23 protein-coding genes are annotated in these 22,808 nt (G+C 46.9%); 14 read left to right on the forward strand and 9 right to left on the reverse strand.

Annotated features, from left to right (window positions below; translation table 11 throughout):
* The first annotated feature begins 140 nt into the window (after positions 1-140).
* A complete protein-coding gene (locus ACT6NU_RS06590; protein WP_445383670.1) occupies positions 141-470 on the forward strand; it encodes a YegP family protein in 330 nt (109 codons plus the stop codon).
* 134 nt (positions 471-604) lie between these two features.
* A complete protein-coding gene (locus tag ACT6NU_RS06595; protein ID WP_445383671.1) occupies positions 605-2,335 on the forward strand; it encodes a hypothetical protein in 1,731 nt (576 codons plus the stop codon).
* A 31-nt stretch (positions 2,336-2,366) separates the two neighbouring features.
* On the opposite strand, the gene ACT6NU_RS06600 is transcribed toward ACT6NU_RS06595, so the two are convergent.
* The 3 genes from ACT6NU_RS06600 to ACT6NU_RS06610 form a co-directional block, all read right to left on the reverse strand.
* The gene (locus tag ACT6NU_RS06600; RefSeq protein ID WP_445383672.1) at positions 2,367-3,797 is read right to left on the reverse strand and encodes a transglycosylase SLT domain-containing protein; all 1,431 of its coding nucleotides are present in this window, start codon (positions 3,795-3,797) and stop codon (positions 2,367-2,369) included.
* 88 nt (positions 3,798-3,885) lie between these two features.
* On the reverse strand, positions 3,886-4,062 hold the full coding sequence (locus tag ACT6NU_RS06605) for a hypothetical protein (RefSeq protein WP_445383673.1): 177 nt from the start codon (positions 4,060-4,062) through the stop codon (positions 3,886-3,888).
* A 131-nt stretch (positions 4,063-4,193) separates the two neighbouring features.
* Positions 4,194-4,715: a DinB family protein gene (locus ACT6NU_RS06610; protein WP_445383674.1), complete on the reverse strand. Its 522-nt coding sequence runs from the start codon at positions 4,713-4,715 to the stop codon at positions 4,194-4,196.
* Positions 4,716-4,914: 199 nt separating this feature from the next.
* Between ACT6NU_RS06610 and nhaA the strand changes: the two genes are divergently transcribed.
* Entirely contained in the window at positions 4,915-6,225 is a 1,311-nt protein-coding gene (nhaA, locus tag ACT6NU_RS06615; RefSeq protein ID WP_445383675.1) for a Na+/H+ antiporter NhaA, read from the forward strand.
* A 65-nt stretch (positions 6,226-6,290) separates the two neighbouring features.
* Here the strand turns inward: nhaA and ACT6NU_RS06620 are convergent, their stop codons facing one another.
* Positions 6,291-7,076, reverse strand: a complete 786-nt coding sequence (locus ACT6NU_RS06620; RefSeq protein WP_445383676.1) for a DUF6090 family protein — start codon at positions 7,074-7,076, stop codon at positions 6,291-6,293.
* 188 nt (positions 7,077-7,264) lie between these two features.
* Between ACT6NU_RS06620 and ACT6NU_RS06625 the strand changes: the two genes are divergently transcribed.
* The 6 genes from ACT6NU_RS06625 to ACT6NU_RS06650 all read left to right on the forward strand — a co-directional run bounded on the left by ACT6NU_RS06625 (position 7,265) and on the right by ACT6NU_RS06650 (position 12,947).
* Entirely contained in the window at positions 7,265-7,654 is a 390-nt protein-coding gene (locus ACT6NU_RS06625) for a DUF983 domain-containing protein (RefSeq protein WP_445383677.1), read from the forward strand.
* Between the two features lie 6 nt (positions 7,655-7,660).
* Positions 7,661-8,296, forward strand: coding sequence for a Crp/Fnr family transcriptional regulator (locus ACT6NU_RS06630; RefSeq protein ID WP_445383678.1), 636 nt, complete (start codon positions 7,661-7,663; stop codon positions 8,294-8,296).
* 38 nt (positions 8,297-8,334) lie between these two features.
* A complete protein-coding gene (locus ACT6NU_RS06635) occupies positions 8,335-10,068 on the forward strand; it encodes a SulP family inorganic anion transporter (protein WP_445383679.1) in 1,734 nt (577 codons plus the stop codon).
* Between the two features lie 63 nt (positions 10,069-10,131).
* Positions 10,132-11,541: an MBL fold metallo-hydrolase gene (locus ACT6NU_RS06640; protein WP_445383680.1), complete on the forward strand. Its 1,410-nt coding sequence runs from the start codon at positions 10,132-10,134 to the stop codon at positions 11,539-11,541.
* A 214-nt stretch (positions 11,542-11,755) separates the two neighbouring features.
* Complete coding sequence (locus ACT6NU_RS06645; RefSeq protein WP_445383681.1) at positions 11,756-12,451, forward strand: aspartate/glutamate racemase family protein; 696 nt, start codon at positions 11,756-11,758, stop codon at positions 12,449-12,451.
* 4 nt (positions 12,452-12,455) lie between these two features.
* Positions 12,456-12,947, forward strand: coding sequence for a rhodanese-like domain-containing protein (locus ACT6NU_RS06650; protein ID WP_445383682.1), 492 nt, complete (start codon positions 12,456-12,458; stop codon positions 12,945-12,947).
* A gap of 57 nt (positions 12,948-13,004) precedes the next feature.
* Here the strand turns inward: ACT6NU_RS06650 and ACT6NU_RS06655 are convergent, their stop codons facing one another.
* Genes ACT6NU_RS06655 through ACT6NU_RS06670 form a run of 4 tightly spaced genes read right to left on the reverse strand, consistent with a single transcriptional unit; the run spans position 13,005 to position 16,504 of the window.
* Positions 13,005-13,886, reverse strand: coding sequence for a sterol desaturase family protein (locus ACT6NU_RS06655; RefSeq protein ID WP_445383683.1), 882 nt, complete (start codon positions 13,884-13,886; stop codon positions 13,005-13,007).
* 2 nt (positions 13,887-13,888) lie between these two features.
* Complete coding sequence (locus ACT6NU_RS06660) at positions 13,889-14,818, reverse strand: sulfurtransferase (RefSeq protein ID WP_445383684.1); 930 nt, start codon at positions 14,816-14,818, stop codon at positions 13,889-13,891.
* A complete protein-coding gene (locus tag ACT6NU_RS06665; protein ID WP_445383685.1) occupies positions 14,802-15,284 on the reverse strand; it encodes a monoheme cytochrome C in 483 nt (160 codons plus the stop codon). The genes ACT6NU_RS06660 and ACT6NU_RS06665 overlap by 17 nt, the downstream gene beginning before the upstream one ends.
* Positions 15,284-16,504 (reverse strand): sulfite oxidase, encoded by a 1,221-nt coding sequence (locus ACT6NU_RS06670; RefSeq protein WP_445383686.1) that lies wholly within the window; start codon positions 16,502-16,504, stop codon positions 15,284-15,286. The genes ACT6NU_RS06665 and ACT6NU_RS06670 overlap by 1 nt, the downstream gene beginning before the upstream one ends.
* Before the next feature lie 236 nt (positions 16,505-16,740).
* Here ACT6NU_RS06670 and ACT6NU_RS06675 point away from each other — a divergent pair, with 236 nt between their 5' ends.
* The 3 genes from ACT6NU_RS06675 to ACT6NU_RS06685 all read left to right on the forward strand — a co-directional run bounded on the left by ACT6NU_RS06675 (position 16,741) and on the right by ACT6NU_RS06685 (position 19,052).
* Positions 16,741-17,988 (forward strand): FAD-dependent oxidoreductase, encoded by a 1,248-nt coding sequence (locus tag ACT6NU_RS06675; protein WP_445383687.1) that lies wholly within the window; start codon positions 16,741-16,743, stop codon positions 17,986-17,988.
* A gap of 89 nt (positions 17,989-18,077) precedes the next feature.
* The gene (locus ACT6NU_RS06680; protein WP_445383688.1) at positions 18,078-18,635 is read left to right on the forward strand and encodes a YeeE/YedE family protein; all 558 of its coding nucleotides are present in this window, start codon (positions 18,078-18,080) and stop codon (positions 18,633-18,635) included.
* Positions 18,636-18,638: 3 nt separating this feature from the next.
* Complete coding sequence (locus ACT6NU_RS06685) at positions 18,639-19,052, forward strand: DUF6691 family protein (RefSeq protein WP_445383689.1); 414 nt, start codon at positions 18,639-18,641, stop codon at positions 19,050-19,052.
* A 2-nt stretch (positions 19,053-19,054) separates the two neighbouring features.
* Here the strand turns inward: ACT6NU_RS06685 and ACT6NU_RS06690 are convergent, their stop codons facing one another.
* On the reverse strand, positions 19,055-19,813 hold the full coding sequence (locus ACT6NU_RS06690) for a sulfite exporter TauE/SafE family protein (protein ID WP_445383690.1): 759 nt from the start codon (positions 19,811-19,813) through the stop codon (positions 19,055-19,057).
* Between the two features lie 67 nt (positions 19,814-19,880).
* On the opposite strand from ACT6NU_RS06690, the gene ACT6NU_RS06695 reads away from it, so the two are divergent.
* Positions 19,881-21,713 carry a sodium:solute symporter family protein gene (locus tag ACT6NU_RS06695; protein ID WP_445383691.1) on the forward strand — a complete coding sequence of 611 codons (1,833 nt, stop codon included), beginning with the start codon at positions 19,881-19,883 and terminating at the stop codon, positions 21,711-21,713.
* Positions 21,714-21,717: 4 nt separating this feature from the next.
* On the forward strand, positions 21,718-22,806 hold the full coding sequence (locus tag ACT6NU_RS06700) for an acyltransferase family protein (protein ID WP_445383692.1): 1,089 nt from the start codon (positions 21,718-21,720) through the stop codon (positions 22,804-22,806).
* Positions 22,807-22,808 lie beyond the last annotated feature (2 nt).

Genomic DNA, 22,808 nt, shown 5'->3' on the forward strand with positions numbered 1-22,808 from the left:
AACTGAGCTTGTATGGTCTCGTATGCAGAAGAAAATGTACCAGGAATCGATACGGATTCTGTGAAATTCACAGTATAACACGGTTTTTATTGCTAATAATCAGATTGTTTCATATTTTACGGCTAAAATTAATATTCACCATGGGAAAATTTGAAATTAAGAAAGACAAAGCCGGAAAATTCAGGTTTAATCTTAAATCGGGTAATGGACAAGTTATCCTGAGTAGCGAAGCTTACAATACCAAAGCGGCCTGTGAGAACGGAATCGCCTCAGTCAAGAAAAATGCCAGCGATGATAGCCGTTATGAGCGCAAAGAAGGGAAAAATGGCGCACCATTTTTCAATTTAAAAGCCGGCAACAGTCAGGTAATTGGTTCCAGTGAGATGTATTCTTCCAATTCTGCAATGGAGAATGGGATCGCTTCGGTTAAGAAAAATGCCCCTGACGCAAAAGTTGAGGATATTTCCTAGAGAGTAAGCGGAAATCATTTTATCAATTAAAAGGGCAGTTGTTGTAACTGGCCTTTTTTTATGGGGTTTTATCTTTTGATTAAACGGCCCAGAAGCAGAACTTAATGCTGCCCTATCCAAAACAAGCCTGAAAAATGGCCAAACCCATAGCCGACCTGCATTGTCACCCTTCTCTGAAACCGGCCAATAACAAGAATATTTCCGGTTTATGGCCAGGGGTCCGCAATATAACAACAGGGAGGTTATTTAACGGCTTACGGCTGGGAAGCCTCCTTCGCAAATGGGCCATTGGGTTGTTTTTGAAAAACACAGCCAAGTACACACAAAGCAACCTGGATGCCTGCTACAAAGGTAATAACCGCTTGCTTTGCCTTGCACTGTACCCGCCGGAGCGTCCTTTTTTAAGACCAGATCGTCCATTTGATAATGCAACAACCGCCCAGCGCCTGTTACTGCGGTCACTCTTTGCGAACCTTGGGGTGGATCGTAAGATTATTCAGGCATTAACGGGTTTTTCCAAAACCCAAACCCTGGCCTATCTGGACTCGGTTTATAAACAGGAACAGGTAGATTACTTTAAGGACCTGATTCGGGAATATAGCACTGTTCTGCAAGCACATGAAAGCCAGTCTTCGCTTCCGGAATTTCATCAGGCCCCGGCATTCAGACTAATCAGGGATGCCCGGGAACTGGAGGGCCTTGGGCAAAATGAAATAGCAGGGATTTTATCTATAGAGGGGATGCACGCACTGGGGGTCTATCCGCGTGAAGCGCTTTTTGTGGCTGAGACCCTGGAAGATCTCAGAGAGACAGAGCAGGTAGCTGTAAAACAAGCCTTTATCAACAACATTGCACGCTTGAAAGATGAAAACCAGATGCCTTTCACTCCTTTTTTCATCACCCTTTCCCATCATTTCAATAACCTGCTTGCGGGTCATGCCAAGAGTTTCGCCGATGCCCCTAACCGGACTGTTCCCGGTTTTTCGGATGTGTTCAACCAATCCAACGGCCTGGACAGGGGGATCTCTTCTTTTGGACAAAAGCTGATCCGGGAGGAGCTGCTTTCCAGGCACAATGGCCGGCGCATCCTGATCGATACCAAACACATGTCGATGAGGGCCCGGGATGATTACGCCGAAATGGTCAGGACCTATTGGATGGATGAGGGAGACAGGGTTCCCATTATTTGCAGTCATGCAGCCATCAATGGAATCCCCAGTCGTGAGGCTGCCGGGAATTATTCTAATATAAACAGGAATAACCCGGATGCTTATGTAAGTCGCTGGGACATCAACCTGACCGATCAGGATATCCGCGAGGTTTTTGATTCGGACGGGATTATAGGGCTCTGCCTGCATGACGGCCGTATGCCCGGGGGCCGGTTTAAAAAATTATTGCAAGTGGAATCCAGGGCTATGGGGAGTTCTGAAGAAATCCGGCGGATGCATACCCAAATATTCCTGTCGAATGTGTTTCATGTGGTCCGGATCAATCTGGAACATCTGCGCTCTCAAAACCTGGAGGGGGCACAAATCCCCGAAAGCGAGTGTTGGAAGACTATTTGCCTGGGCTCTGACTACGACGGGATCGTAGACCCTTTTGACCATTTTGATACGGCCGCAGATTTTAAGGATTTCAGGCATTATTGCCGAGAGGGGATACGGTATAATTTTTCCCCTCTGGAAGTACGCAAAAAACGGCGGGTATTAAAAATAGATGAAAGGAGGGCCCGCCCGTATACCCCTGAAGAATTTGCTGAATTGCTCATGGGCCATACCCCTGAAGAAATCGTGGATGCCATCTTTTCGGATAACCTGATGAATTTTTTAAAGAAATATTATCGGGAGGGATACCTGAAAGCCTGAGCTTTCAGGCTTATCTGAGAAGAAAAACCCGCTAATCCAGCAAGGCCGTATAGTGCTGGTAACGGTCAAAAATCTGGTTGACGTAGCGATACGGTTCTACCCCTCTTACATATCCGTGTTCAACCACCTCATGGTAATAGTTCTTCGGATAGCTCAGGGCCAGGATCATACTGTCTACATTGCCATCCCAGCAGTATTCATTGAGCCCCTTCACGGCAGCCAATTTCTGTGCATCTTTAACGTGGTTATACCCGCAGTTATAGGAGGCAAGCGCAAATTTGATACGCTGGATAGAATCCGGGACCATGGCAAATTCTTCAACCAGGCGGCTGAGGTATTTGGTTCCCCCGTTTATGCTTTGTACGGGGTCTGTACGGTCCTCAACCCCCAGTTCTGCTGCGGTGGCCGGCATAAGTTGCATCAGGCCCTGTGCCCCTGTCCAGGAGGTAGCTTCCGGGTTAAAGCGGGATTCCTGGTACACCAGTGAAGCCAGAAGGCGCCAATCCCAGCCGAGTTCCCGGGCCTCTTTCTTGATCAGGGTATCATAGGCACTGATCTGGTCTTTGTTAAGGCTGTAAAATTCGCTTTTGATACGCCGGTTAAAACTCCGGCTGTTTTTAAAATACTTATTGTATATGACGTAGAAATCGGTTTGCCGCTTTTCTGAAGCGATCCAGTCATTGGTGGCCTCCAGCAATTTATTTGCTCCTTTGGGCAGCGCCCAGGCAATCCGCTGCGAAAAACTAACCGGCACGCTGATATCCAGAATGGGGTAATTGGAAGCATTGATACGGGCCAGGTTGCGGTCGGCCACGGTGTATTTAATTTTTTTGTCCACCACCTGTTTAATGATTTCATCGGTGGAAAGGTTGCCTTCGAGGGTATCGATAATGATGCTGCCTCCAATTTCGCGCGAAAGGTTTTCCAGTCTTCTCAGGTAGGACGAATTCTTACGTACACTTACCGTATCCCCGATAAGCTGTACCGGGTCCTGAACGAGATGATCCAGGATCTGGTCTCTCGTAAGGCTTCGCCAGTTTGCCGGCTTACGTTGCACCAGCACCTGTTTGGTGAGGTATAAATAGTCTGCAAAGGCCACTTCTTTCTTTCGCTCCTGGGTAACGGCCAGGCCGTGTGCGACAATATCGACCTGCCCCTTTTGCAGGATTTCGAGCATTTGATCCAGGTCACGGGCGACCCGTATTTCCAGTTCCAGATCCAGATGGTTGGCGAGCCTCCGCAGCAGTTCGTACTCATAGCCCATGGTTTGGCCTTTGTAAAGGAAGTAACTGGTTGCACTGTAAGCGATCAGGGCACGGAGCTTTCCGTCTTCACGGATTTGATCCAGATCCCGGGAAGGGCGATCCGGAATAGAAACTTCCCGTCCGGACTCCGAACCGCTCAAGAGACAGGAATTGGCTACTACAAGGAGCAGTAAAAAACTGATAAGCCTTAAAACCATAAGATATCTGCGGATGATCCGGTAAAAGATAAGAAAGAATTTTATAATGGCTTATAAATCGCCTTTATAGGAAAGGGGAATAAGCCGGCTAGCGCTGTGCCAGCGACCCGCTATACTCATTGAAGGAGGTAGCCAGACGGTGGGCTGTTTCATCAAAAAGGCCCGCATTGATTTCCTGGTATACCAGCATGGACAGGGTGAGCAAAAACAATCCCAAAAGGGCTGCCCCGATACGTCCTACGATTAATTTGGTTTCAGGATTCATGGAATATGCATATTGGTTGTTCCCAACAAGTTACGCTATTCCCATGAAATTAACAAAAAATTAAGAAATTAAAACAGACCCAAAGAATACTTCTCTCTTAAGAATTAGTAGAAAATTTGATCTCGGCCTGTTTAAAACAGCTTGTACTGCGGGGGTACAATTCCCTTAAGCCTAAGGTAAACGGCAGCCTGCCCGCGGTGGTGATTGAGGTGTTCTTTTGCCTTGTGCACCCATCCGATGCGCGTCACTTTAAAAGGCCCGCGTTCCACAATCTCGTTAAAAGTACTCGGATCCATGTTCTGAATAGCTGCAATGGCAAAATCAAAACTCTCGGTTGCCAGACGCCTTACTTCAGCTTTTGTCTGAAAAGAGGGCTCTTTCGCCAGGTTTTGACCGGCATATATAGGGGTGGCCCCGGTCCCATTAGCTGTAAGCCCAATAGTACCTTGGGCACTGTGCAGAAATTGTTCGGCATAGGAAAAGCTGCCTTCTGCAGGTTTGAAGCCAAATGCCTCTTCAGGCATGGCATCAATATAGGCCAGTGACATGGTTTTCCCTCTTTCAAAATCGGCAACAAGCGCCTCAATAGTTGCATCCTGCCCATAGGAGACAAGACCGCTGATCAGACAGAGTACAAAAAGTGCATTTTTCATGATGTTTGTATTAAAAGGTTGTTTGTTTTTAAGGAGAATTTATGATGATATAGTATAGGTCTGATATTCAAAAGGATAGTTACAAAAAAATTCATAAAATATTCAGGCTTTCTAAAGAATTATGCCCATCCGGATTGCAATTCCAGAATTTATTGATTAATTAAGACTCAGGATTTCCCTATTAAAAAGCAAAGCACCCTTGAAAAAAGCACCGATTGACCGCGTTGCCAGGCCGGTTAGAAAACTGTTCTCTAAAGATATTGCCCTGGGAATAACCTTACTTATAACGGCACTTATAGCCATGGCCTGGGCCAATTCCCCCTGGGCCACGAGCTACCATCATTTATGGGAAACCAAATTAACGATTGGATTTGAAGGGTTCAAAATCACTGAATCCCTGCATCACTGGATCAATGATGGGCTAATGGCTTACTTCTTCCTTTTGGTAGGCCTTGAAATCAAAAGGGAATTTATCAGTGGCGAATTATCCACGCTAAGGAAGGCAAGCCTCCCCATAGCTGCTGCAATAGGGGGGATGCTCTTGCCTGCATTGATTTATCTGGGGATTAACTGGGGTGGTCCGGGGATGAAAGGATGGGGGATACCAATGGCCACGGATATCGCTTTTGCCGTTGGCCTTATTGCTCTGGCAGGCAAAGCGGTAACAAGTTCTGGAAAGACCTTTCTTACGGCTATGGCTACGGTTGATGACATCGGTGCTATTCTGATCATTGCCCTCTTTCTCAGTTCCGGGATTAATACGGACAGTCTGCTGGCCGGGGGTATTTATTTCGGGATTATGGTCATCGGGAACCTGCTGGGGATCCGTAATTTTTGGTTCTATCTGATTGTGGGTACACTGGGCCTGTGGGTGGCCCTGTTGCTGTCGGGAATTCATGCCACCCTGGCCGGGGTGCTGGCAGCCTTCACCATACCTGCCCGCACGAAACTCTCAGAAATCGATTTTAAGACACGTCTGGAAGAACAAAAATTGCGGTTTGAACAATCTAATTTTACAGATGACCCGCTGCTCACTTCTAAGCAGGTAGAAATAATAAACGAGATAATCAAAGATGGCAAGCGGGCCCTTACCCCTTTACAGCGGGTGGAGGAAAATATTAAACCCTTTGTGAATTATGGGGTGTTGCCGCTTTTTGCACTGGCCAATGCCGGGGTAAGCCTGCAGGGAAATTTTCTCGATATGCTTTTAAACCCTATTGCCCTGGGGGTTATAGCCGGATTGCTGCTGGGAAAATTAGGGGGGGTACTGCTGGCAACACGGCTAACGGTAAAACTCGGAGCGGGTCAATTACCCTCCGGAACCCGCTGGAAAGAGATCACGGGGATTTCATTAATGGCCGGGATTGGCTTTACAATGTCCATTTTTATCGCTGAATTAGCGCTGGAAGATCCCTTACAGCTTCAAACAGCTAAGCTGGGCATTATAACGGGCTCGGTCTTATCTACTTTGTTCGGGCTGGGGGTTCTTAGGTTTTATCGAAAATCCTGATTATTGCATTTCCGATGATGGGTATTTCGGTTATCACTTGTTCCTGCAGGAAAGGAAATTATGGATCAGGGAAGATAGCCCCCTATCTCTTCCAGCATGCGCGCGCACAATTTTCGTTGCTCAAGGATGGTGTCTTCGCCCACTTTAATACTGGACATATAGAAATTCAGATCTGCTATCAATTCCGTGTCGTCCGCTAATTTCCGAAGTACATTTTGAATTCTTTCGGGATGGGCTCCAGGGGAACAGGAGGTCAGTATTTGAAGGTCCCCATCGGTAATATGGCAATGCTCCCAAAGGTAGTTCTGGATATCATGGGGAATCAGCCCCCGGGCTTTTTTGCGGTACGATGGGATTATGCCAACGGTTTGCTGGTAGCGGATCTGCCCACCACCGTAGTAGAATGACATCTTATTCCGCAACTCTGTGCTTTGGATTAGGGACAACTCGCCGGCACTCTTGAGTTCTTCGTAGGTAGATGCTGAAGCAATCACAGGCCAGATCTGGCTGGCATGGAAAAAAGAAACCAGGACTTCCCAATCTGAGGTGCTGTTGTTTTGAATGCCATTGGAATAATCAAGGGCCACCTGTCCGTAATCAAAGACCTGGGCGTAAAACGCGAGGTTTAAATCCAGTATTTCCAGGTCAGTATTGAGATTTTCCTGCAGCCTTTGTAAATACGAAATTTCCCGTTTGCGCTCTTTTTGCTCTTCATTCCAGTTATTGACTTGCAGGGCCAGTAAGATCCCGATCATTACCAGAGCAATTTCCCCAATTGCATAAAGCAGGTATCTAGAAATATGGTTTTTGGATAGGAGCTGCTGGCGTATCCGTCGAAAAAAAGCAATCATGCAGGTTGATTTATCTCTTTCCAAGATAGTTAATTATCTTTAGGTCCGGACAAAAGGGAGGGAATACAAATCGGGAAAATTTTCTGTGTACAAATTCTTAAAAGGGAGAGACCCTGTCCCCGAAATGTAACAAATGTCACATTATAGTTAGGGGCCATCTGCTAACTTTGTGCATCTAATTTGGCACTATGCTTGGAAAAGGCAGTAAGTTATTCAGCATTCTTTTTTTAAAATGCCCCCGCTGTCATGAGGGCGCTTTTTTACAGGGTAATCCATATGAACTCAGTAAATTTAACAAGGTGCGGGAGCACTGCCCCAAATGTGAGCTTAAATATAAAATTGAGCCCAGTTTTTACTACGGTTCCATGTATGTATCCTATGGGGTTGGCGTTGCCCTGGCCATCGCTGTTTATATGCTTATTCTGATTTTTGGACTGGACCTGAGCCTGGTCGGTATTTTTGGTTCAATAGTAGTTGTCCTGGTCTTATTGATGCCCTACATAGGTGCAGTTTCCAAAAGCATCTGGGCTAATTTCTTTTTTAAATACGATAAGAAAATTGCCGAAAAAGTAAGGTAGAAAAGTATGATACAGGAACTGAAAGAAAGTTATGGAAGGGTCTTTGAAGAGGCACTGATTGCTGAAATTGCACAGGTAGGTACTTTTAAGGAAGTTCCGGCCGGCCATAAGCTCATGGAAATAGGGGATTACATCAAAGGGATGCCACTCCTGATTTCCGGGGTTATCAAAATACTCCGGGAAGATGCGGATGGGGATGAACTGCTTTTGTATTACCTGGAACAGGGAGACACCTGCTCAATGACCATGAGTTGCTGCATGGGTCAAACCAAAAGCGAAATCCGCGCTATTGCCGAGACAGACGCCAAACTGATTATGATTCCCATTCGCAAAATGGAAGAGTGGACGGCAAAATACAGGAGTTGGAGGAACTTTGTGTTTGAAAGCTACAACAGCAGATTAAATGAAATGCTCCAAACCATAGACAGCATTGCTTTCCTAAACATGGATGAACGCCTGGTAAATTACCTCAGGGAAAAAGCTCGGGTAAACCAGGATGCCATTATCCGCAATACACATCAGGAAATCGCTTACGATTTGCACAGTTCCCGGGTGGTTATTTCCCGTCTGCTGAAAAAGCTGGAACAGATGGGAAAAATTGAATTACACCGGAATTATATACGAATAAAAAATCTCGATTAAACTTTTCCCAGACAAGGGCTAAAGTGAACCAAACCGTTATGCTTAAAAAATTCTTTCCCATTCTCAGCTGGCTTCCGGCATATCGAAAGGAATACCTTTCCGGTGATGTCTCGGCAGGATTAACTGTAGGCATAATGCTTATCCCACAGGGCATGGCCTATGCCATGATAGCAGGATTGCCCCCTGTTTTTGGATTGTACGCCGCCATGATTCCTCAAATAATATACGCTCTGATGGGGACTTCCAGGCAGCTGGCCGTAGGCCCGGTAGCCATGGATTCGCTGCTGGTTGCATCAGGATTAGGTGCTTTATCCCTTTCGGGCATAGAAGAGTACCTGGCCATGGCTATTTTCCTGGCCCTATTTATGGGGGTGCTGCAAACGGCCTTCGGACTGTTGCGAATGGGGTTCCTGGTCAATTTTCTCTCCCGGCCGGTGATCAGCGGTTTTACCTCGGCCGCTGCCATCATAATTGGCCTGAGTCAGTTAAAACATCTTTTGGGGACCGATATTGAAGGAAGCAACCAAATCCAGATATTATTGCTCAATGCAGCAAAAACCCTTCCAGATACCCATCTGACAACTCTTGTTATGGGTATTTCCGCCATTGTACTAATAAAAATCCTGAAAAAAGTGAGTTCCAGGCTTCCCGGGGCCTTACTGGCGGTTTTTTTAGGAATATTAGTGGTGTATTGGCTCGGTTTGGACTCTTCAGGAGTGCAGATCGTTGGGGAGGTACCCGGCGGACTGCCAGGTTTTGTGGTCCCGGAGGTTCAATGGGAACGGGTATCCCAATTATTTCCGATAGCGCTCACCCTGGCACTTATAGCTTTTATGGAAGCCATCTCTGTTGCAAAGGCTGTGGAGGAAAAACGAGGAGATAATTCGGTTGATGCCAATCAGGAGCTCGTTGCCCTGGGGATGTCCAACATTGTAGGATCTTTTTTTCAGTCGTACCCTACTACAGGCGGGTTCTCAAGAACAGCTGTAAATGAACAGGCCGGGGCGCATTCGGGGATTGCCTCCCTGATCAGCAGCATTGTTGTGGGGCTTACATTGCTCTTCCTGACGCCTGTATTTTATTATTTGCCCAATACTATTTTGGCAGCCATTATCATGGTTGCTGTTTTCGGATTGATAGATTTGAAATACCCGGTACAGCTATGGAGAAACCGCAAGGATGAATTTATATTATTACTGGCGACCTTCCTGCTCACTTTAAGTTTAGGGATCAAAGAGGGTATTTTATTGGGGGTTCTTTTTTCCCTGCTATTGCTGGTTTACCGTATTTCCCATCCGCACATCGCCATCCTGGGCAGGATAAAGGGGACCAATTATTTTAAGAATGTCAACCGCTTTTCGGAAAATATTGAGGTCTTTAATGAATTTCTGATCCTGAGATTTGACGGGCAATTGTTTTTCGGGAATAAGGACTATTTCAGGGCCAGACTGGAATCTGAAATTAAGCGGAAAGGTCCTCTTTTAAAATATGTTATCCTGAATGCTGAAGCGATCAGTTATATAGACAGCACGGCTGTTTTTATGCTCCGCGCCTTGGTAAAGGAGCTTAAATCCAGAAATATACGCCTGCTCCTGGCCGGGGCTATTGGGCCAACTCGGGATATTCTCTACACCAGTGGCCTACTTGACGATATCGGACGGGAAAACCTTTTCGTACGTACCTATGAGGCTTACGAACATTGCCTGGATGCCAGTGAGAAAACCGAGCTGGAGCGGCAAATTTCAACCCAATCCGGGAAACGCCTTGTGTAACTACTGTTACTGTAAGATCGCGGACATCTTTGTTTTTTTGTATAGAATTTTAATACAGTAGTTATGAAAATCGAACAGATTTATACCGGTTGCCTTGCCCAGGGAGCTTATTATATTGAAAGTGAAGGGGAGGTTGCAATAATTGACCCGTTGCGGGAGGTGACCCCCTATATCATGAAAGCACGGCATGAAGGAGCCGAAATAAAATACATTTTTGAAACACATTTCCATGCAGACTTTGTAAGTGGGCACGTAACGCTTTCCGAGAAAACTGGGGCCCCCATAATCTATGGCCCGTTGGCCAACCCCAGCTTTGAAGCCATCATTGCGGAAGACGGACAGGAATTCAAACTGGGAGCGATAAGTATTATTGTTTTGCATACCCCGGGCCATACCATGGAAAGCACTACTTACCTTTTAAGGGATGAAAACGGGAAGGACCACGCCATATTCAGTGGAGACACTCTTTTCCTGGGCGACGTTGGACGCCCCGACCTTGCCCAGAAGGCTGCCGATATGACCCAGGAACAACTGGCTTCTACTCTTTTTGACAGCCTTAGGGATAAAATCATGCCCCTGGCAGACGATGTAATTGTATATCCCGCTCACGGGGCCGGTTCTGCCTGCGGGAAGAATATGATGATGGAGACGGTGGATACACTGGGGAACCAGAAGAAAATGAATTATGCGCTGCGAGCCGATATGAGCCGGGAAGAATTTATTAAGGAAGTTACCGATGGCTTGCTACCTCCTCCACAGTACTTCCCTTTAAATGTGAAATTGAACAAAGAGGGATATGAGGATGTGGAAAAGGTATTGGAACGTGGAACACGCGAACTCAGCCCGGAGGCTTTCGAAGCGGCAGCCAATGAGACCGGGGCACTGGTTCTGGATGTCCGCAGCGAGGATAACTTTGCTAAAGGTCATATTCCAAGATCTGTATTTATAGGGCTTGACGGAAGCTTTGCCCCCTGGGCAGGAGCCCTGATTGCCGATGTAAACCAACCCATACTTCTGGTTGCCCCTGAAGGAAGGGAAGAAGAAGCCGTTACCCGTTTATCACGGGTAGGGTTTGACAATACCCTCGGGTATTTAAAAGGGGGATTTGCGGCCTGGAAAAAGGCCTCAATGGAATACGATATCGTGAGCCCGATTAAGGCAGATGCGTTAAAAACCCGCCTAAAGGAGGAAGAAATTCAGGTCTTTGACGTGCGCAAAGAAAGCGAATACCTTTCAGAGCACCTGAAGGGTGCCGAGAACACACCTCTTGATTTCCTCAACGATCACTTGAGCCTTTTCCCCAGCGAAAAAGTATTTTACCTGAATTGTGCCGGGGGATATAGAAGTATGATAGCCGCTTCCATCCTCAAGAGCCGGGGGATACACAACCTGGTGAATATTGAAGGAGGCTTTAAGGCCATGAAGGAGGCAGGGCTGCCGGTAACAGATTATGTATGTCCGTCAACCCTGTAGACGGTTTGCATTAAGTTGTAAAAAAATAACAGTTTGTGTAACCATTGTTACTGTGCCTGGAAGTTGGAAGTAGTACTTTAGAGGTATAAGAGTTAAGAGCAAACTGTCTTAGACAGGAAGACTTTTAGAATGGTTGAGTTGATTGTTTTTAGTAAAGGGCGGCCTGTCAGAATGCAGGCCGCTTTTTTTATTCAAATCTTTAAAAGAAAGTAGTATGAGAACCATAGGACTTATAGGGGGGACCTCATGGCACTCCACTATCCCTTACTATCGGCTGATTAACGAAGGGGTTGGGAAAGTCATAGGGGAGCAGGCCAATCCTGAACTGATCCTTTACAGCATTAATATTGAATTGATGCGGGAGCAAGACCGGCCAAAAATCTATCGGAAATATACTGAGGTGGCACAGAAGCTTGAGGCAGCGGGAGCAGAAGCTATTGTGATTTGTGCGAACACCCCCCATATGGTTTATGAACAGGTACAGCCAAAAATAGGGATACCGTTTTTACATATTTCCCATGCAATTGGGACCGAAGCAAAGCGCCTGGGGTTGAAAAAGCTTGGTTTGCTGGGCAATAAACCCACCATGACGGGGGATTTTATCCCCAAAATCCTCGAGGAGTCTTATGGTATAGAAACCATCATACCCAAAGCCAACTGCCTGCAACAGGCACACCAATATGTCTCAACCGAGTTGACACAAGGCAAATTCACCCCCGAGGCGAGAAAATTCTTCCTCGATCAGGTAAATTTGCTCAAAAAGAGGGGCGCTGAAGGAATTATTTTGGGCTGCACAGAGCTACCACTTTTATTAAAAAAAGGGGATGCGGATATTCCACTGCTCCCTACCACCCAGCTGCATGCCCAGATGGCTGTAGATTATATTTTAAAAAATGACCACAACGCATAGACTTTTGTCAGTACTATTTTTGGCAGCCTGCTTGATTGCAGGCCTGACCGGGCTCAGGGCGCAGGTAACGGATGCTGCCTATGAGGCTACCCTGGAGCGATTACTCTCAGACCGGGTTCCCGTAATCGGGGTTTCTGAGGCAGTAAAACAAGACCATACGGTTTTTCTGGATGCCCGGAAAAAGGAAGAGTATGAGGTTAGCCATATCCCAGGGGCCATTTGGGTGGGGTTCAGCAAGTTTGATATTGAAAATATCCCCGAAGGGCTTAAAGGAAAGGACCTTGTGGTCTATTGTTCTGTAGGGTACAGAAGCCAGAAAATAACGCGTAAACTCAGGCGGGCCGGATATACCCGGGTAAGAAATTTATACGGGGGGATTTTTGAATGGATAAACCAGGGCCATCCGGTGGTTGATGAGCAGGGGACTACCCAAAACATCCACGGGTATAACAAAAAGTGGGCAAGCTGGCTGCGCAACGGGAATGTCGTCTACTGAACGGACACTAAAAAATATCCTATCTGAGTCTTGGGAAAGCCCTAAACCAAATCTTCTTTAGTTAGGCTTGTCCCGCTTGCCAAATCCGTATATATTCTGATGCACAAAATCCTTTGGGAAGTTTTCATCTCCGGGGAAACCCAGGGGGATGGTGCCGCTGTCTTCGGGTATATAATTGGTTTTAAAAAGGTAATCCCAAAGACTGAGGCTGATCCCGAAATTGACTCCGTATTTTCCTTCAGGCAAGGTGTAAGAATGGTGATAGAGGTGCATGACGGGATTATTGAAAATATATTTAAGCGGTCCCCAGGTAATTTTGATATTGGAGTGGTTCAGGTGGCCGATGGCAATGGCTGTAAAATGGACAATATATGCCTGTTCGGGTTCAAAACCACCCAGGATCATAACCCCAAATGTCTTCAGGGGCTTATACAGTATGTTTTCCATCCAGTGATATCGAAGGTGCGCTGCAAACCCCATTTCCTTAACACTGTGGTGAACCTTGTGAAATTGCCATAGAATGGGGTATTTATGCAGTAAAATATGGGTGAACCACTGTACAAAATCCAGCACTACAAAAAACACGAGTAACTGCACCCAAGCGGGCCAGGCTCTGGTGTCGATGATAGCCAGGGCGTTGGCCGCAATGCCAAGATCTCTGAAAAGGACTTCCAGAAATTTATAGAATCCGCTAATGGCAATAGCGAAGAGGAAAAAATTGAAAAACATATAAAAGGCATCCAGCCAGAAATCCTTGCGGAATATAGATTGTTGTTTTCTCCAGGGGAATAGGATTTCCAGACCCCATACGATAAGGGAAATTGCAATTAATCCCCAAAAATAATTGGTATACCAGGGGACCTCAAAAAGGATGGATTTCCAGGTCCAGTTTATCGTTCCCATAAATGCGTTGCCAAAGGCTTCCAGATACTTTTCCATAGCTATTGAAATATTGTTGTAATACTATCTAATGTTACCAGTGCTGAGGGGTCAGCACTCCATTCGAGCCAGGAACCATCGTAATTCCTTACTTGTCGGTATCCCAGCAGTTCGGAGAGCACAAAACTGGTATGTGCAGATCGAACCCCTGAATGGCAATAGGCTACAATACTAGTCTTCGTTTTTAATCCTCCGTATATTTTTTGAAGTTCTTCCGGACGTTTAAAGGTTTTATTTCCATGGTAATCCACTGTACTGGCCCAGTCCAGGTGCAGGCTTCCGGGAATCCTTCCTGCCCGGGCGGCTCCTTTCTTCTGTCGTTTCCCATAGTATTCATCAGCAGTCCGGGCATCCAGGATTGCCCAGTTTTCGTCCCCCAGGATGGTGGTTACTTCTTCTTTGTTTATAAGCAAGTCCGGATTTGAGGGCCCTTCGAAATGAAAATCCCGGGCTTGCAACCGGATGTAAATGTCTGTGGTTTTGCCACCGGCGGCCTGCCAGGCATGCAGCCCGCCATTGAGCAGGCGAACCCTGTTAAAGCCGTATACCTTCAGTACCCACCAAAGCCTTGCAGCGTCGCAATTTGCCTGGTCATCATAAAGGATCAACTGATCATTCTGGCCAACTCCAAGTTCTGAAAGCAGCTGTTCTACAGCCTCCTTTGCAGCCATGAGCCCTTTTCCGGGAAATTGCTGATCCTCTATATCACTTCGCCATACAGGAATGGAATTGGGAATGTGACCCGCATTGAAATCTGCCATTCTGCGAAAATCAATGATTTTAACGCTGTCACTGCCTATGATTTCCTGCAATTCTGCAACCTCAATCAGAGCCTCCTCGTTGTAATATTTAAGTACAACCGGCTCGGCTTCCTGCCGGCAGGAAGCCATTATGAGCCAGAGAATTATAATATGTTTAATCTTCCAGGGCATACCACTCTATATCTACTAAGTTTTGTCTGCGGCCCTTGTTTTCAGGGGCATAATAAGTAGCCAGGTAGTTTACTATAATGGCTTCATTATTCCCGAGGTCCCATAAATTCTGCGTTTCCTGCATCCAGCGTATGGTGGCGGTCCACCCTTCTGCAGTCATTCGGTTTTGGGTCACCAGCCGGGCAGAATGGCAATTGGTGCAATTATTGACCACGGTCATCAGGCCCTCTCCTTCAACAAAGCCGGTACGCAGGTGTACCCCGTTTTCAATCTTATCATAGTCATCTTCAGCAACCACAGTTTGTTCGGCTATGGCCATCTCGGGTTGCGGTTTAAAGGCACTGAGGTTCGGATCAATCATCAGGTAAACCAAAAAGCCGCCTATAAGTGTAAACACCGCAAATACCACTCCCATCATACGGTAAATTTGCCGGGCGCTCTCCTGAAATTTGTCTGGACCTTCCATCAGGTTATTTTTATTGCAATCCGGTGGCAGGCATTATTCAGGTATCCTTTAGGGTTCCACCCTGGGAGCACCATCGGTTGTGAGTTCCCCTGGCTGTCTTCTGCCTTTGCCCATAGCTCGTAATAGCCTTTTTTTGGAAATCGAACCGAGCCCGAAAAACGCTGCCAGGCCAGGCGATTAGCCGGAGGTTCCAGGCGGCATTCCTGCCAGCTGCTTCCGAAGTCTATGGAATAATAGACTTTGCGGACTTCCAGTTCCCCTGCCCAGGCATGTCCTCTGAATTCCAAAGACCGACCCAGTGGAAGGGCAGCCCCTGTTTTGGGATAGGTAATCAACGATTTTACAGGCATGGATTCAATAATGCACATATCTTCATCTGCCACTTTTTCGCCCGGGGCAACTGGTGTGCAGGGAACCCTGTAAGAAGTTCCGCCCATTTTTTCCCCATCGTGTACTTTGTTTCGTATGCTGAGGCGGGTAAGCCATTTCCCGGATACCGAAGCAGGCCATCCGCCGGCGACCAGTCTGAGGGGGTATCCATGTGCCAGGGGGATATTGGCCCCGTTCATTTGAAAAGCTACAAGAGTTTCATCCTGCAGTGCTTTTTGCATAGGAATCCCCCTTGAAATGGGCTCCTTTTCAGTATCTCCGCTGAGGTGCTGGTCGGCAGCATGGTAACCTATATAGACTGCATCCGATTGATAACCCACATCCTCCAGCAGGTCTTTGAGGCGAACCCCTGTCCACTCGGCACAACCCACTGCCCCAACCGTCCATTGGTTTCCCTTTGCGGGGGGGTTAAATTCACTGCGACCATTGCCCCCGCATTCCAGTGTTAACCGATAGGTGTATTGCGGGAACCTGGATTTCAATTCCTTTAGGCTGTAGGTTTTTGGGTTTTTGACCGATTCCCCGTCAAATCGGAGTTCCCAATTCGCCACATCGATATTTTCAGGAATCTTGCCATTGTTGCGAATAAAAAGAGACTTATTCGGGGTAATGGCGTCATCCAACAAATGGGCCCGGGCCTCAATATTCCAGGGTTTATCGTTAAGGACTACCATATCGGGGTCCTTGTTGAACATTTTAAAGGGATCGGGATCCTGTAGTCCCAATAGCGGAATACCTGAAGGCAGGTATTTCCCAAATACGATTTCCGTTCCCAGGGCAGCGGCAAAAACGGACAGGGTGGATCTCTCAATAAATTTACGACGTTCCATAGAGACTGATGCTAGAATTTATAAACTTAGGTTTTTTTGAAAAAAAGCTCTGTAACCTTTGTTACAGATTTGAAATATTGGGTTGCCCAGTACTTGTATACGGTTATTCCCAGTGGGATGAAAAACGTTTGATTCAGAATGAAACTGGCTTGGAGAATAAGGGTTCCAATGTAACAAAGGTTACAATTTTCCCAAAGAGGGTTTCGTAAATTTACTATTGAATAAATGACTTAGCCATGGATAAACATTTTGAAATTTTAGTTATCGGTGGAGGAACAGCTGGCATAATGACGGCAGCCCAGTTTCTTCAAAAAAACAAATCCCTGAAAATCGGGATTATTGACCCTTCTGACACCCATTATTACCAACCTGCCTGGACCCTGGTCGGAGCAGGAACATATGACTACCAGAAAACTGCCCGTCCCATGAAGTCCGTTATCCCAAAAAGGGCAACATGGATACAGGAAAGCGTCGATACATTTAAGCCCGAAGCCAATGCAGTTACCACTACTGCCGCAGTGGAATATACCTATGACTATCTGGTTGTGGCCCCCGGGCTGACGTATGACCTAAGCCTTGTGCCTGGGCTTGCAGAAGCGCTGGATAAGGGAGTGGTTTGCAGCAATTATACCGATCCGGAACACACCTGGGAGGTGATAAAGAACTTTAAGGGAGGCACAGCCCTGTTTACCCAACCTACCACGCCAATCAAATGCGGGGGTGCTCCACAGAAAATTATGTACCTGGCCGAAAGCCATTTCAGAAAAGCCGGGGTTCGCGAGAATACCACAGTGGTGTTTGCAACACCGGGGACAACCATTTTTGGGGTTCCTGAGGTCAAGAAAACCCTTTTGGAAGTAGTAGACCGCAAAGACATCAATTTGCGATTTGGCTATAAACTGGTTAAGATTGACGGGCCCAATAAAATTGCCTGGTACCAGTTTGCCGATCACGAGCACGAATACAACCATAAGAACATCAAAATCGAAAAAGATGGAGACCTGACCGGAATCCACTATGACATGCTTCATACGGCTCCGCCCTCGGTAGCTCCCAAATGTGTCCGGGAATCTTCCCTGGCCAACGAAGCTAAGTGGCTCGATGTGGATAAGCACACCTTACAGCACCATAAGTTTCCTAATGTATTTGGTCTGGGAGATGTTGCCGGGATACCGGCATCCAAAACGGGCGCTGCCATCCGAAAACAGGTTCCTGTGGTAGTTGCTAATATTATGGCACTGCTTGCTACCCAGAAAATAACTGAGAAAGCCTACAACGGGTATTCCTCCTGCCCCATTGTAACAGACTACGGAAAAATGGTGCTGGCTGAATTTGACTACGACAATAATTTTACTCCGGACCCAAAACTAAAGCAGATGCTGATCTGGGACTCTTCCAAAGAGCACTGGAGGTTATGGATGCTTAAGAAGTATGGCTTGCCCTATCTATACTGGAACAAAATGCTGAAGGGGAAAGAGGTTTAACATGGAGCCTGTGTGACTCAGGTTACACGGGAATCACATAAATGTTGCTATTATTGCGCTTTTAATTAATATAAAAACAACAAACTCTGATGGACTGGATTATGCAACCCTGGCCCTGGTACGTATCCGGGGCGGCCATTGCAATGGTTATGCTATTACTGATGCTGGTTGGCAAAAATTTTGGAATGTCTGCCAACTTGCGAACGTTTTGTACCATTTGCGGGGCCGATAAAAAATCTGATTTTTTCAAATTCGACTGGGCCACCCAGAAATGGAACCTGATCGTAGTTGCCGGGGCTATTATCGGTGGCTTTATAGCTTCTCAATTGCTGACCGCAGATCCGGCGGTTATGATCAACCCGGATACGGTCGCCGAATTACAAACCCTTGGATTTAATAGTGCCGGAAAGGCCTATATGCCGGATGAACTATTTTCCCTGCATGCCATGACAAATGTCAAAAGCATCAGCTTGCTGGCATTAGGCGGGTTTTTGGTTGGTTTTGGTGCGAGATATGCGGGTGGCTGTACCTCCGGGCATGCCATTTCGGGACTGAGCGACCTCCAGTGGCCGTCTCTGATAGCCGTTATCGGATTTTTTGTGGGTGGTATGATCATGATTTACTTCCTGTTCCCCTTAATATTTTAAAAAATGAGAAGCATTATATACTTATTGATCGGAATCTTTTTTGGGATTACCATGTTTAAATCCGAGGCTGCTTCCTGGTTCAGGATATACGAAATGTTCAAGTTTGACGCCTTCCATATGTATGGGATTATTGGTACAGCAGTGGTACTCGGGGTCATATTTGTTCAGATACTCAAAAGGTTCCGACTGAAATCCTTTTACGGGGAACCCATAGAATTTTGCCCCAAGGCCAGGAGTGTCCCCAGATATGCCATAGGCGGGGTGATCTTCGGTTTGGGATGGGCCCTTGCGGGAGCTTGCCCCGGCCCCATGTTTACTTTGGTAGGGGCAGGCTATGTACCCATTTTAATCGTGATTGTGGCCGCAGTTCTGGGAACTTTTGTATATGGGCTGTTACGGGATAAATTGCCACATTAATACTAGCGGAACAACAGTATAACTGCACCGGCGGCCGTAAGGATGAGGATCATTTTCCGGTAGAAGCTGTCCGTTATCCACTTAACCAGCCTGATCCCTGCAAACAATCCCGCCAACAAGGCCGGAAGGAGGTACAGATTGGTCTGGATGACCTCAAAAGTGATGGTTTCCCAGACAAAAATATGCAGGGGTAATTTTACCAGGTTTATCAGCAGGAAGAGCCAGGCGGCGGTTCCGATAAAGACATTTTTGGGTAATCGCATCGCAAGGAAATAGATGTTTGAAAACGCCCCGGCCAGGTTGCCGATCATGGTGGTAATTCCCGCCATAATTCCCATAAACCCTGCAAAAGCCCAATGGGAAGGTACGCTCTTGGATCTTCGCAAATCCCACCAGTACATCATCAGGACACTGAACATAATGATTCCGGCCATTGCCCATTTAAACTGTTTTTCCGGAAGATCTTTCCCGATTAGCATGCCAAAGAAGATTCCCAGAAGTATCCAGGGCAGGAACCTTCTGATATATTCCCATCGGGCATGACGGTTGTAATACACCACGGCGAAAATATCACCGCAAATCAAAAGAGGTACCAGTGTACCGGTAGATTGTCTTGCCCCAAAGGCAAGGGCCATAAGGGTAACGATCAAAACCCCAATCCCCTTTATCCCGGATTTGGAAAGGCCCAGCACAAAACTTCCCGAAAGCGCGAGAATAAATGTAGTAACCGTAAGATTGAGGACGTCTGGGAGGGTGCTCATAGGTTGGTATCCTGCTGTAAAGGTATCCCAAAAAATAATATCTTTATCGCTAAACCACAGCCAACCTATGCAACTCAGCACCTTAGATTATGCACTAATCATTGGGTTTTTCAGTATCGTTTTAATCATTGGAATTGTCGTTTCCAAAAGGGCCGGAAAAGACACCACCGAATTCTTTCTCTCCGGGAGGAATATGCCCTGGTGGCTACTGGGCTTCTCCATGGTTGCCACTACCTTTTCTACCGATACCCCGAATCTTGTAACCGATATTGTTCGCAGCAACGGGGTGTCCGGCAACTGGGTGTGGTGGGCTTTTTTGCTTACCGGGCTGTTAACTGTGTTTGTATACGCCAAGTTATGGCGGCGTTCCAATGTGGCAACAGATATGGAATTCTATGACCTGAGATATGGCGGAAAACCCGCTCACTTCCTCAGGGGCTTCCGCTCTATTTACCTCGGGATTTTCTTCAATATAATGGCCATGTCTGCAGTTACTCTGGCTGCGATTAAGATCGGACAGGTAATGCTTGGGCTCAGCCCGGTGCAAACTGTACTGATCGGAGGGGTAATTACAGTTGTTTTTAGTGCCGTTGGAGGATTCAGAGGGGTAGTCTATACAGATCTGATCCTCTTTTTTGTCGCTATTATCGGAGCGGTTGGCGCCGCAATTTATCTGGTAAATCTTCCTGAAGTAGGGGGCGTTTCCGCTCTTGTCAGCCATGAAAATGTAAAGGGTAAAATAGCTATTTTACCGAATTTTTCGGATACAGAGGCCTTGATTGGGATTCTGGTAATCCCGCTTGCGGTACAGTGGTGGAGTGCCTGGTATCCGGGAGGAGAACCCGGGGGAGGGGGTTATATCGCCCAGCGGATGCTGGCTGCGAAAAATGAAAAACACGCTATTGGGGCCACCTTCTTTTTCAATATCATGCATTATGCACTGAGGCCCTGGCCCTGGATACTGGTGGCCCTGGCATCGCTAATTGTATTTCCGGATATTGCCAGTATACAGGAGGCTTTTCCCAATATTGACAATTCGAAATTGGGGAACGACCTGGCGTATTCCGCCATGCTGACCCTCTTGCCCAGCGGCCTGCTTGGAATTGTTCTGGCTTCGCTGGGAGCGGCTTATATGTCTACCATATCTACCCACCTGAACTGGGGCTCTTCATATGTCGTTAACGATTTTTATAAACAGCAAATACACCCCGTGGCGTCGGAGAAGGAACTGGTACTGGTAGGACGTATTACTACAGTACTCCTGATGGTCTGTAGTGCCATCTTTGCGCTCTTCCTGACCAATGCCTTGCAGCTCTTCGATATTATCCTGATGTTCGGGGCCGGAACCGGCCTAATTTTTATCCTGCGGTGGTTTTGGTGGCGCATCAATGCCTGGAGTGAAATATCTGCCATGTTTGTGAGCGGCCTGGTTTCATTACTTTTCAATCTGAGCGATGTGGGGTCACAGCTTTTCGGGGGACAGCTCAGCAGTGGGGCAATGGCTGAAGGACTGTTGCCGGGATGGAGCAAATTCCCTTCAGTTGTTCTGATTACAACGGTGGTATGGCTGGTAGTAACTTTTCTAACCCCTTCCGAAAAACCTGAAATCCTGCGTTCCTTTTACAGGAAAATCCAACCGGGAGGCCCAGGCTGGAAGAAAGTGGTTGAGGATGCAGCGGTGGAAGGAGAGCAGATCGTATTGCAGCCGGGCAAATGGAGTGTCCCCAAGGGTATCCTGGCCATGATTCTGGGTTGTATCCTGGTATATAGCTGCATGTTTGCCACTGGGAACTGGATTTATGGAAATTATACCCTGGCGCTGATACTTACAGCAGTGGTGCTCCTGGCAGGCTGGCTGTTATTGAAGGTTTGGAAACAATTAAAAGGCGAAATACTGTAAAACTATGAAGGAAAGAATCATTTCGGTCGACATTTTCAGAGGGCTTACCATTGCATTGATGATCCTTGTGAATACCCCGGGTACCTGGTCTGCGGTTTACCCGCCACTGCTGCATGCCCAGTGGCATGGGTACACGCCAACAGACCTCGTATTTCCCTTCTTTCTTTTTATAGTAGGGACCTCAATTGTATTTGCCTACCGCAATAAACAGGCCGGGCCGGCAGCTATCCGAAAGATCAGCATCCGCAGTTTGAAGTTGATTGGCCTGGGGATTTTTCTGGGGGCTTTCTCCCTGGATTTCCCATTTATTGTACCCTTTGAGGAAATACGGTTCCCGGGGGTGCTGCAGCGTATAGGGGTCGTTTTCTTTATCACCGCCTTGTTGTTTCTCTATACGAATTGGAAAGTCCTTTTGGGGATAAGCATCAGCGTTCTGCTCGGGTATTGGATATGGATGGGATTTATCCCCCTGGATGGAGTGGCACCAACCCTGGAACGGGCTGCAAACAACTGGGCCAATTATATAGATTTGCAGGTTTTCGGTACGCATATGTACAAAGAGGACTATGACCCGGAAGGCCTTCTCAGTACCTTGCCAGCCGTGGTCACTGCCATTCTTGGGGTCTTTACAGGCTTGCTGCTTTCATCACAGAAACAGGGAAAACTCAAATGGATGATTGTAATGGGCATCGTTTTGTTGCTGCTGGGCAGTCTGTGGCATATGGTTTTCCCGATCAACAAAGCCCTCTGGAGTAGTAGTTTTGTTTTGGTTACCGCCGGCTGGGCGAACCTGGTGCTGGCCCTGATCTATTATCTTACCGATATCCGGGGGCTACAGTTTGGGAGTATTTTCAAATATGCAGGGGCAAATGCCATAACGGTCTACTTCCTGTCGAGCTTTTTTACCAAATTGTTTTACCTGATCAATATGGGCAATGGACAATCCCTGCATGAATGGTTGTTCAGGAACATTTATGTATATGAGGGGGTATCCATGAAATTTTCATCCCTGCTGTACGGATTAACAGTGGTTGCCTTTTACTTGCTGCTGGGCCTGTATATGTATCGGAAGAAAATCTTTATCAAGGTTTGACC

The sequence above is a fragment of the Robiginitalea rubriflava genome (assembly GCF_052540725.1).

What these genes read in the sequence shown, in the direction of transcription:
- ACT6NU_RS06660 (WP_445383684.1), bottom strand. Translation starts at nt 14,818, where the DNA reads ATGCCCTGGAAGATTAAACATATTATAATTCTCTGGCTCATAATGGCT.
- ACT6NU_RS06640 (WP_445383680.1), top strand. Translation starts at nt 10,132, where the DNA reads ATGAAAATCGAACAGATTTATACCGGTTGCCTTGCCCAGGGAGCTTAT.
- ACT6NU_RS06680 (WP_445383688.1), top strand. Translation starts at nt 18,078, where the DNA reads ATGGACTGGATTATGCAACCCTGGCCCTGGTACGTATCCGGGGCGGCC.
- ACT6NU_RS06595 (WP_445383671.1), top strand. Translation starts at nt 605, where the DNA reads ATGGCCAAACCCATAGCCGACCTGCATTGTCACCCTTCTCTGAAACCG.
- ACT6NU_RS06635 (WP_445383679.1), top strand. Translation starts at nt 8,335, where the DNA reads ATGCTTAAAAAATTCTTTCCCATTCTCAGCTGGCTTCCGGCATATCGA.
- ACT6NU_RS06655 (WP_445383683.1), bottom strand. Translation starts at nt 13,886, where the DNA reads ATGGAAAAGTATCTGGAAGCCTTTGGCAACGCATTTATGGGAACGATA.
- ACT6NU_RS06675 (WP_445383687.1), top strand. Translation starts at nt 16,741, where the DNA reads ATGGATAAACATTTTGAAATTTTAGTTATCGGTGGAGGAACAGCTGGC.
- ACT6NU_RS06665 (WP_445383685.1), bottom strand. Translation starts at nt 15,284, where the DNA reads ATGGAAGGTCCAGACAAATTTCAGGAGAGCGCCCGGCAAATTTACCGT.
- ACT6NU_RS06605 (WP_445383673.1), bottom strand. Translation starts at nt 4,062, where the DNA reads ATGAATCCTGAAACCAAATTAATCGTAGGACGTATCGGGGCAGCCCTT.
- ACT6NU_RS06600 (WP_445383672.1), bottom strand. Translation starts at nt 3,797, where the DNA reads ATGGTTTTAAGGCTTATCAGTTTTTTACTGCTCCTTGTAGTAGCCAAT.
- ACT6NU_RS06625 (WP_445383677.1), top strand. Translation starts at nt 7,265, where the DNA reads ATGCTTGGAAAAGGCAGTAAGTTATTCAGCATTCTTTTTTTAAAATGC.
- ACT6NU_RS06620 (WP_445383676.1), bottom strand. Translation starts at nt 7,076, where the DNA reads ATGATTGCTTTTTTTCGACGGATACGCCAGCAGCTCCTATCCAAAAAC.
- ACT6NU_RS06610 (WP_445383674.1), bottom strand. Translation starts at nt 4,715, where the DNA reads ATGAAAAATGCACTTTTTGTACTCTGTCTGATCAGCGGTCTTGTCTCC.
- ACT6NU_RS06670 (WP_445383686.1), bottom strand. Translation starts at nt 16,504, where the DNA reads ATGGAACGTCGTAAATTTATTGAGAGATCCACCCTGTCCGTTTTTGCC.
- ACT6NU_RS06700 (WP_445383692.1), top strand. Translation starts at nt 21,718, where the DNA reads ATGAAGGAAAGAATCATTTCGGTCGACATTTTCAGAGGGCTTACCATT.
- ACT6NU_RS06695 (WP_445383691.1), top strand. Translation starts at nt 19,881, where the DNA reads ATGCAACTCAGCACCTTAGATTATGCACTAATCATTGGGTTTTTCAGT.
- ACT6NU_RS06645 (WP_445383681.1), top strand. Translation starts at nt 11,756, where the DNA reads ATGAGAACCATAGGACTTATAGGGGGGACCTCATGGCACTCCACTATC.
- ACT6NU_RS06630 (WP_445383678.1), top strand. Translation starts at nt 7,661, where the DNA reads ATGATACAGGAACTGAAAGAAAGTTATGGAAGGGTCTTTGAAGAGGCA.
- ACT6NU_RS06590 (WP_445383670.1), top strand. Translation starts at nt 141, where the DNA reads ATGGGAAAATTTGAAATTAAGAAAGACAAAGCCGGAAAATTCAGGTTT.
- ACT6NU_RS06685 (WP_445383689.1), top strand. Translation starts at nt 18,639, where the DNA reads ATGAGAAGCATTATATACTTATTGATCGGAATCTTTTTTGGGATTACC.
- ACT6NU_RS06690 (WP_445383690.1), bottom strand. Translation starts at nt 19,813, where the DNA reads ATGAGCACCCTCCCAGACGTCCTCAATCTTACGGTTACTACATTTATT.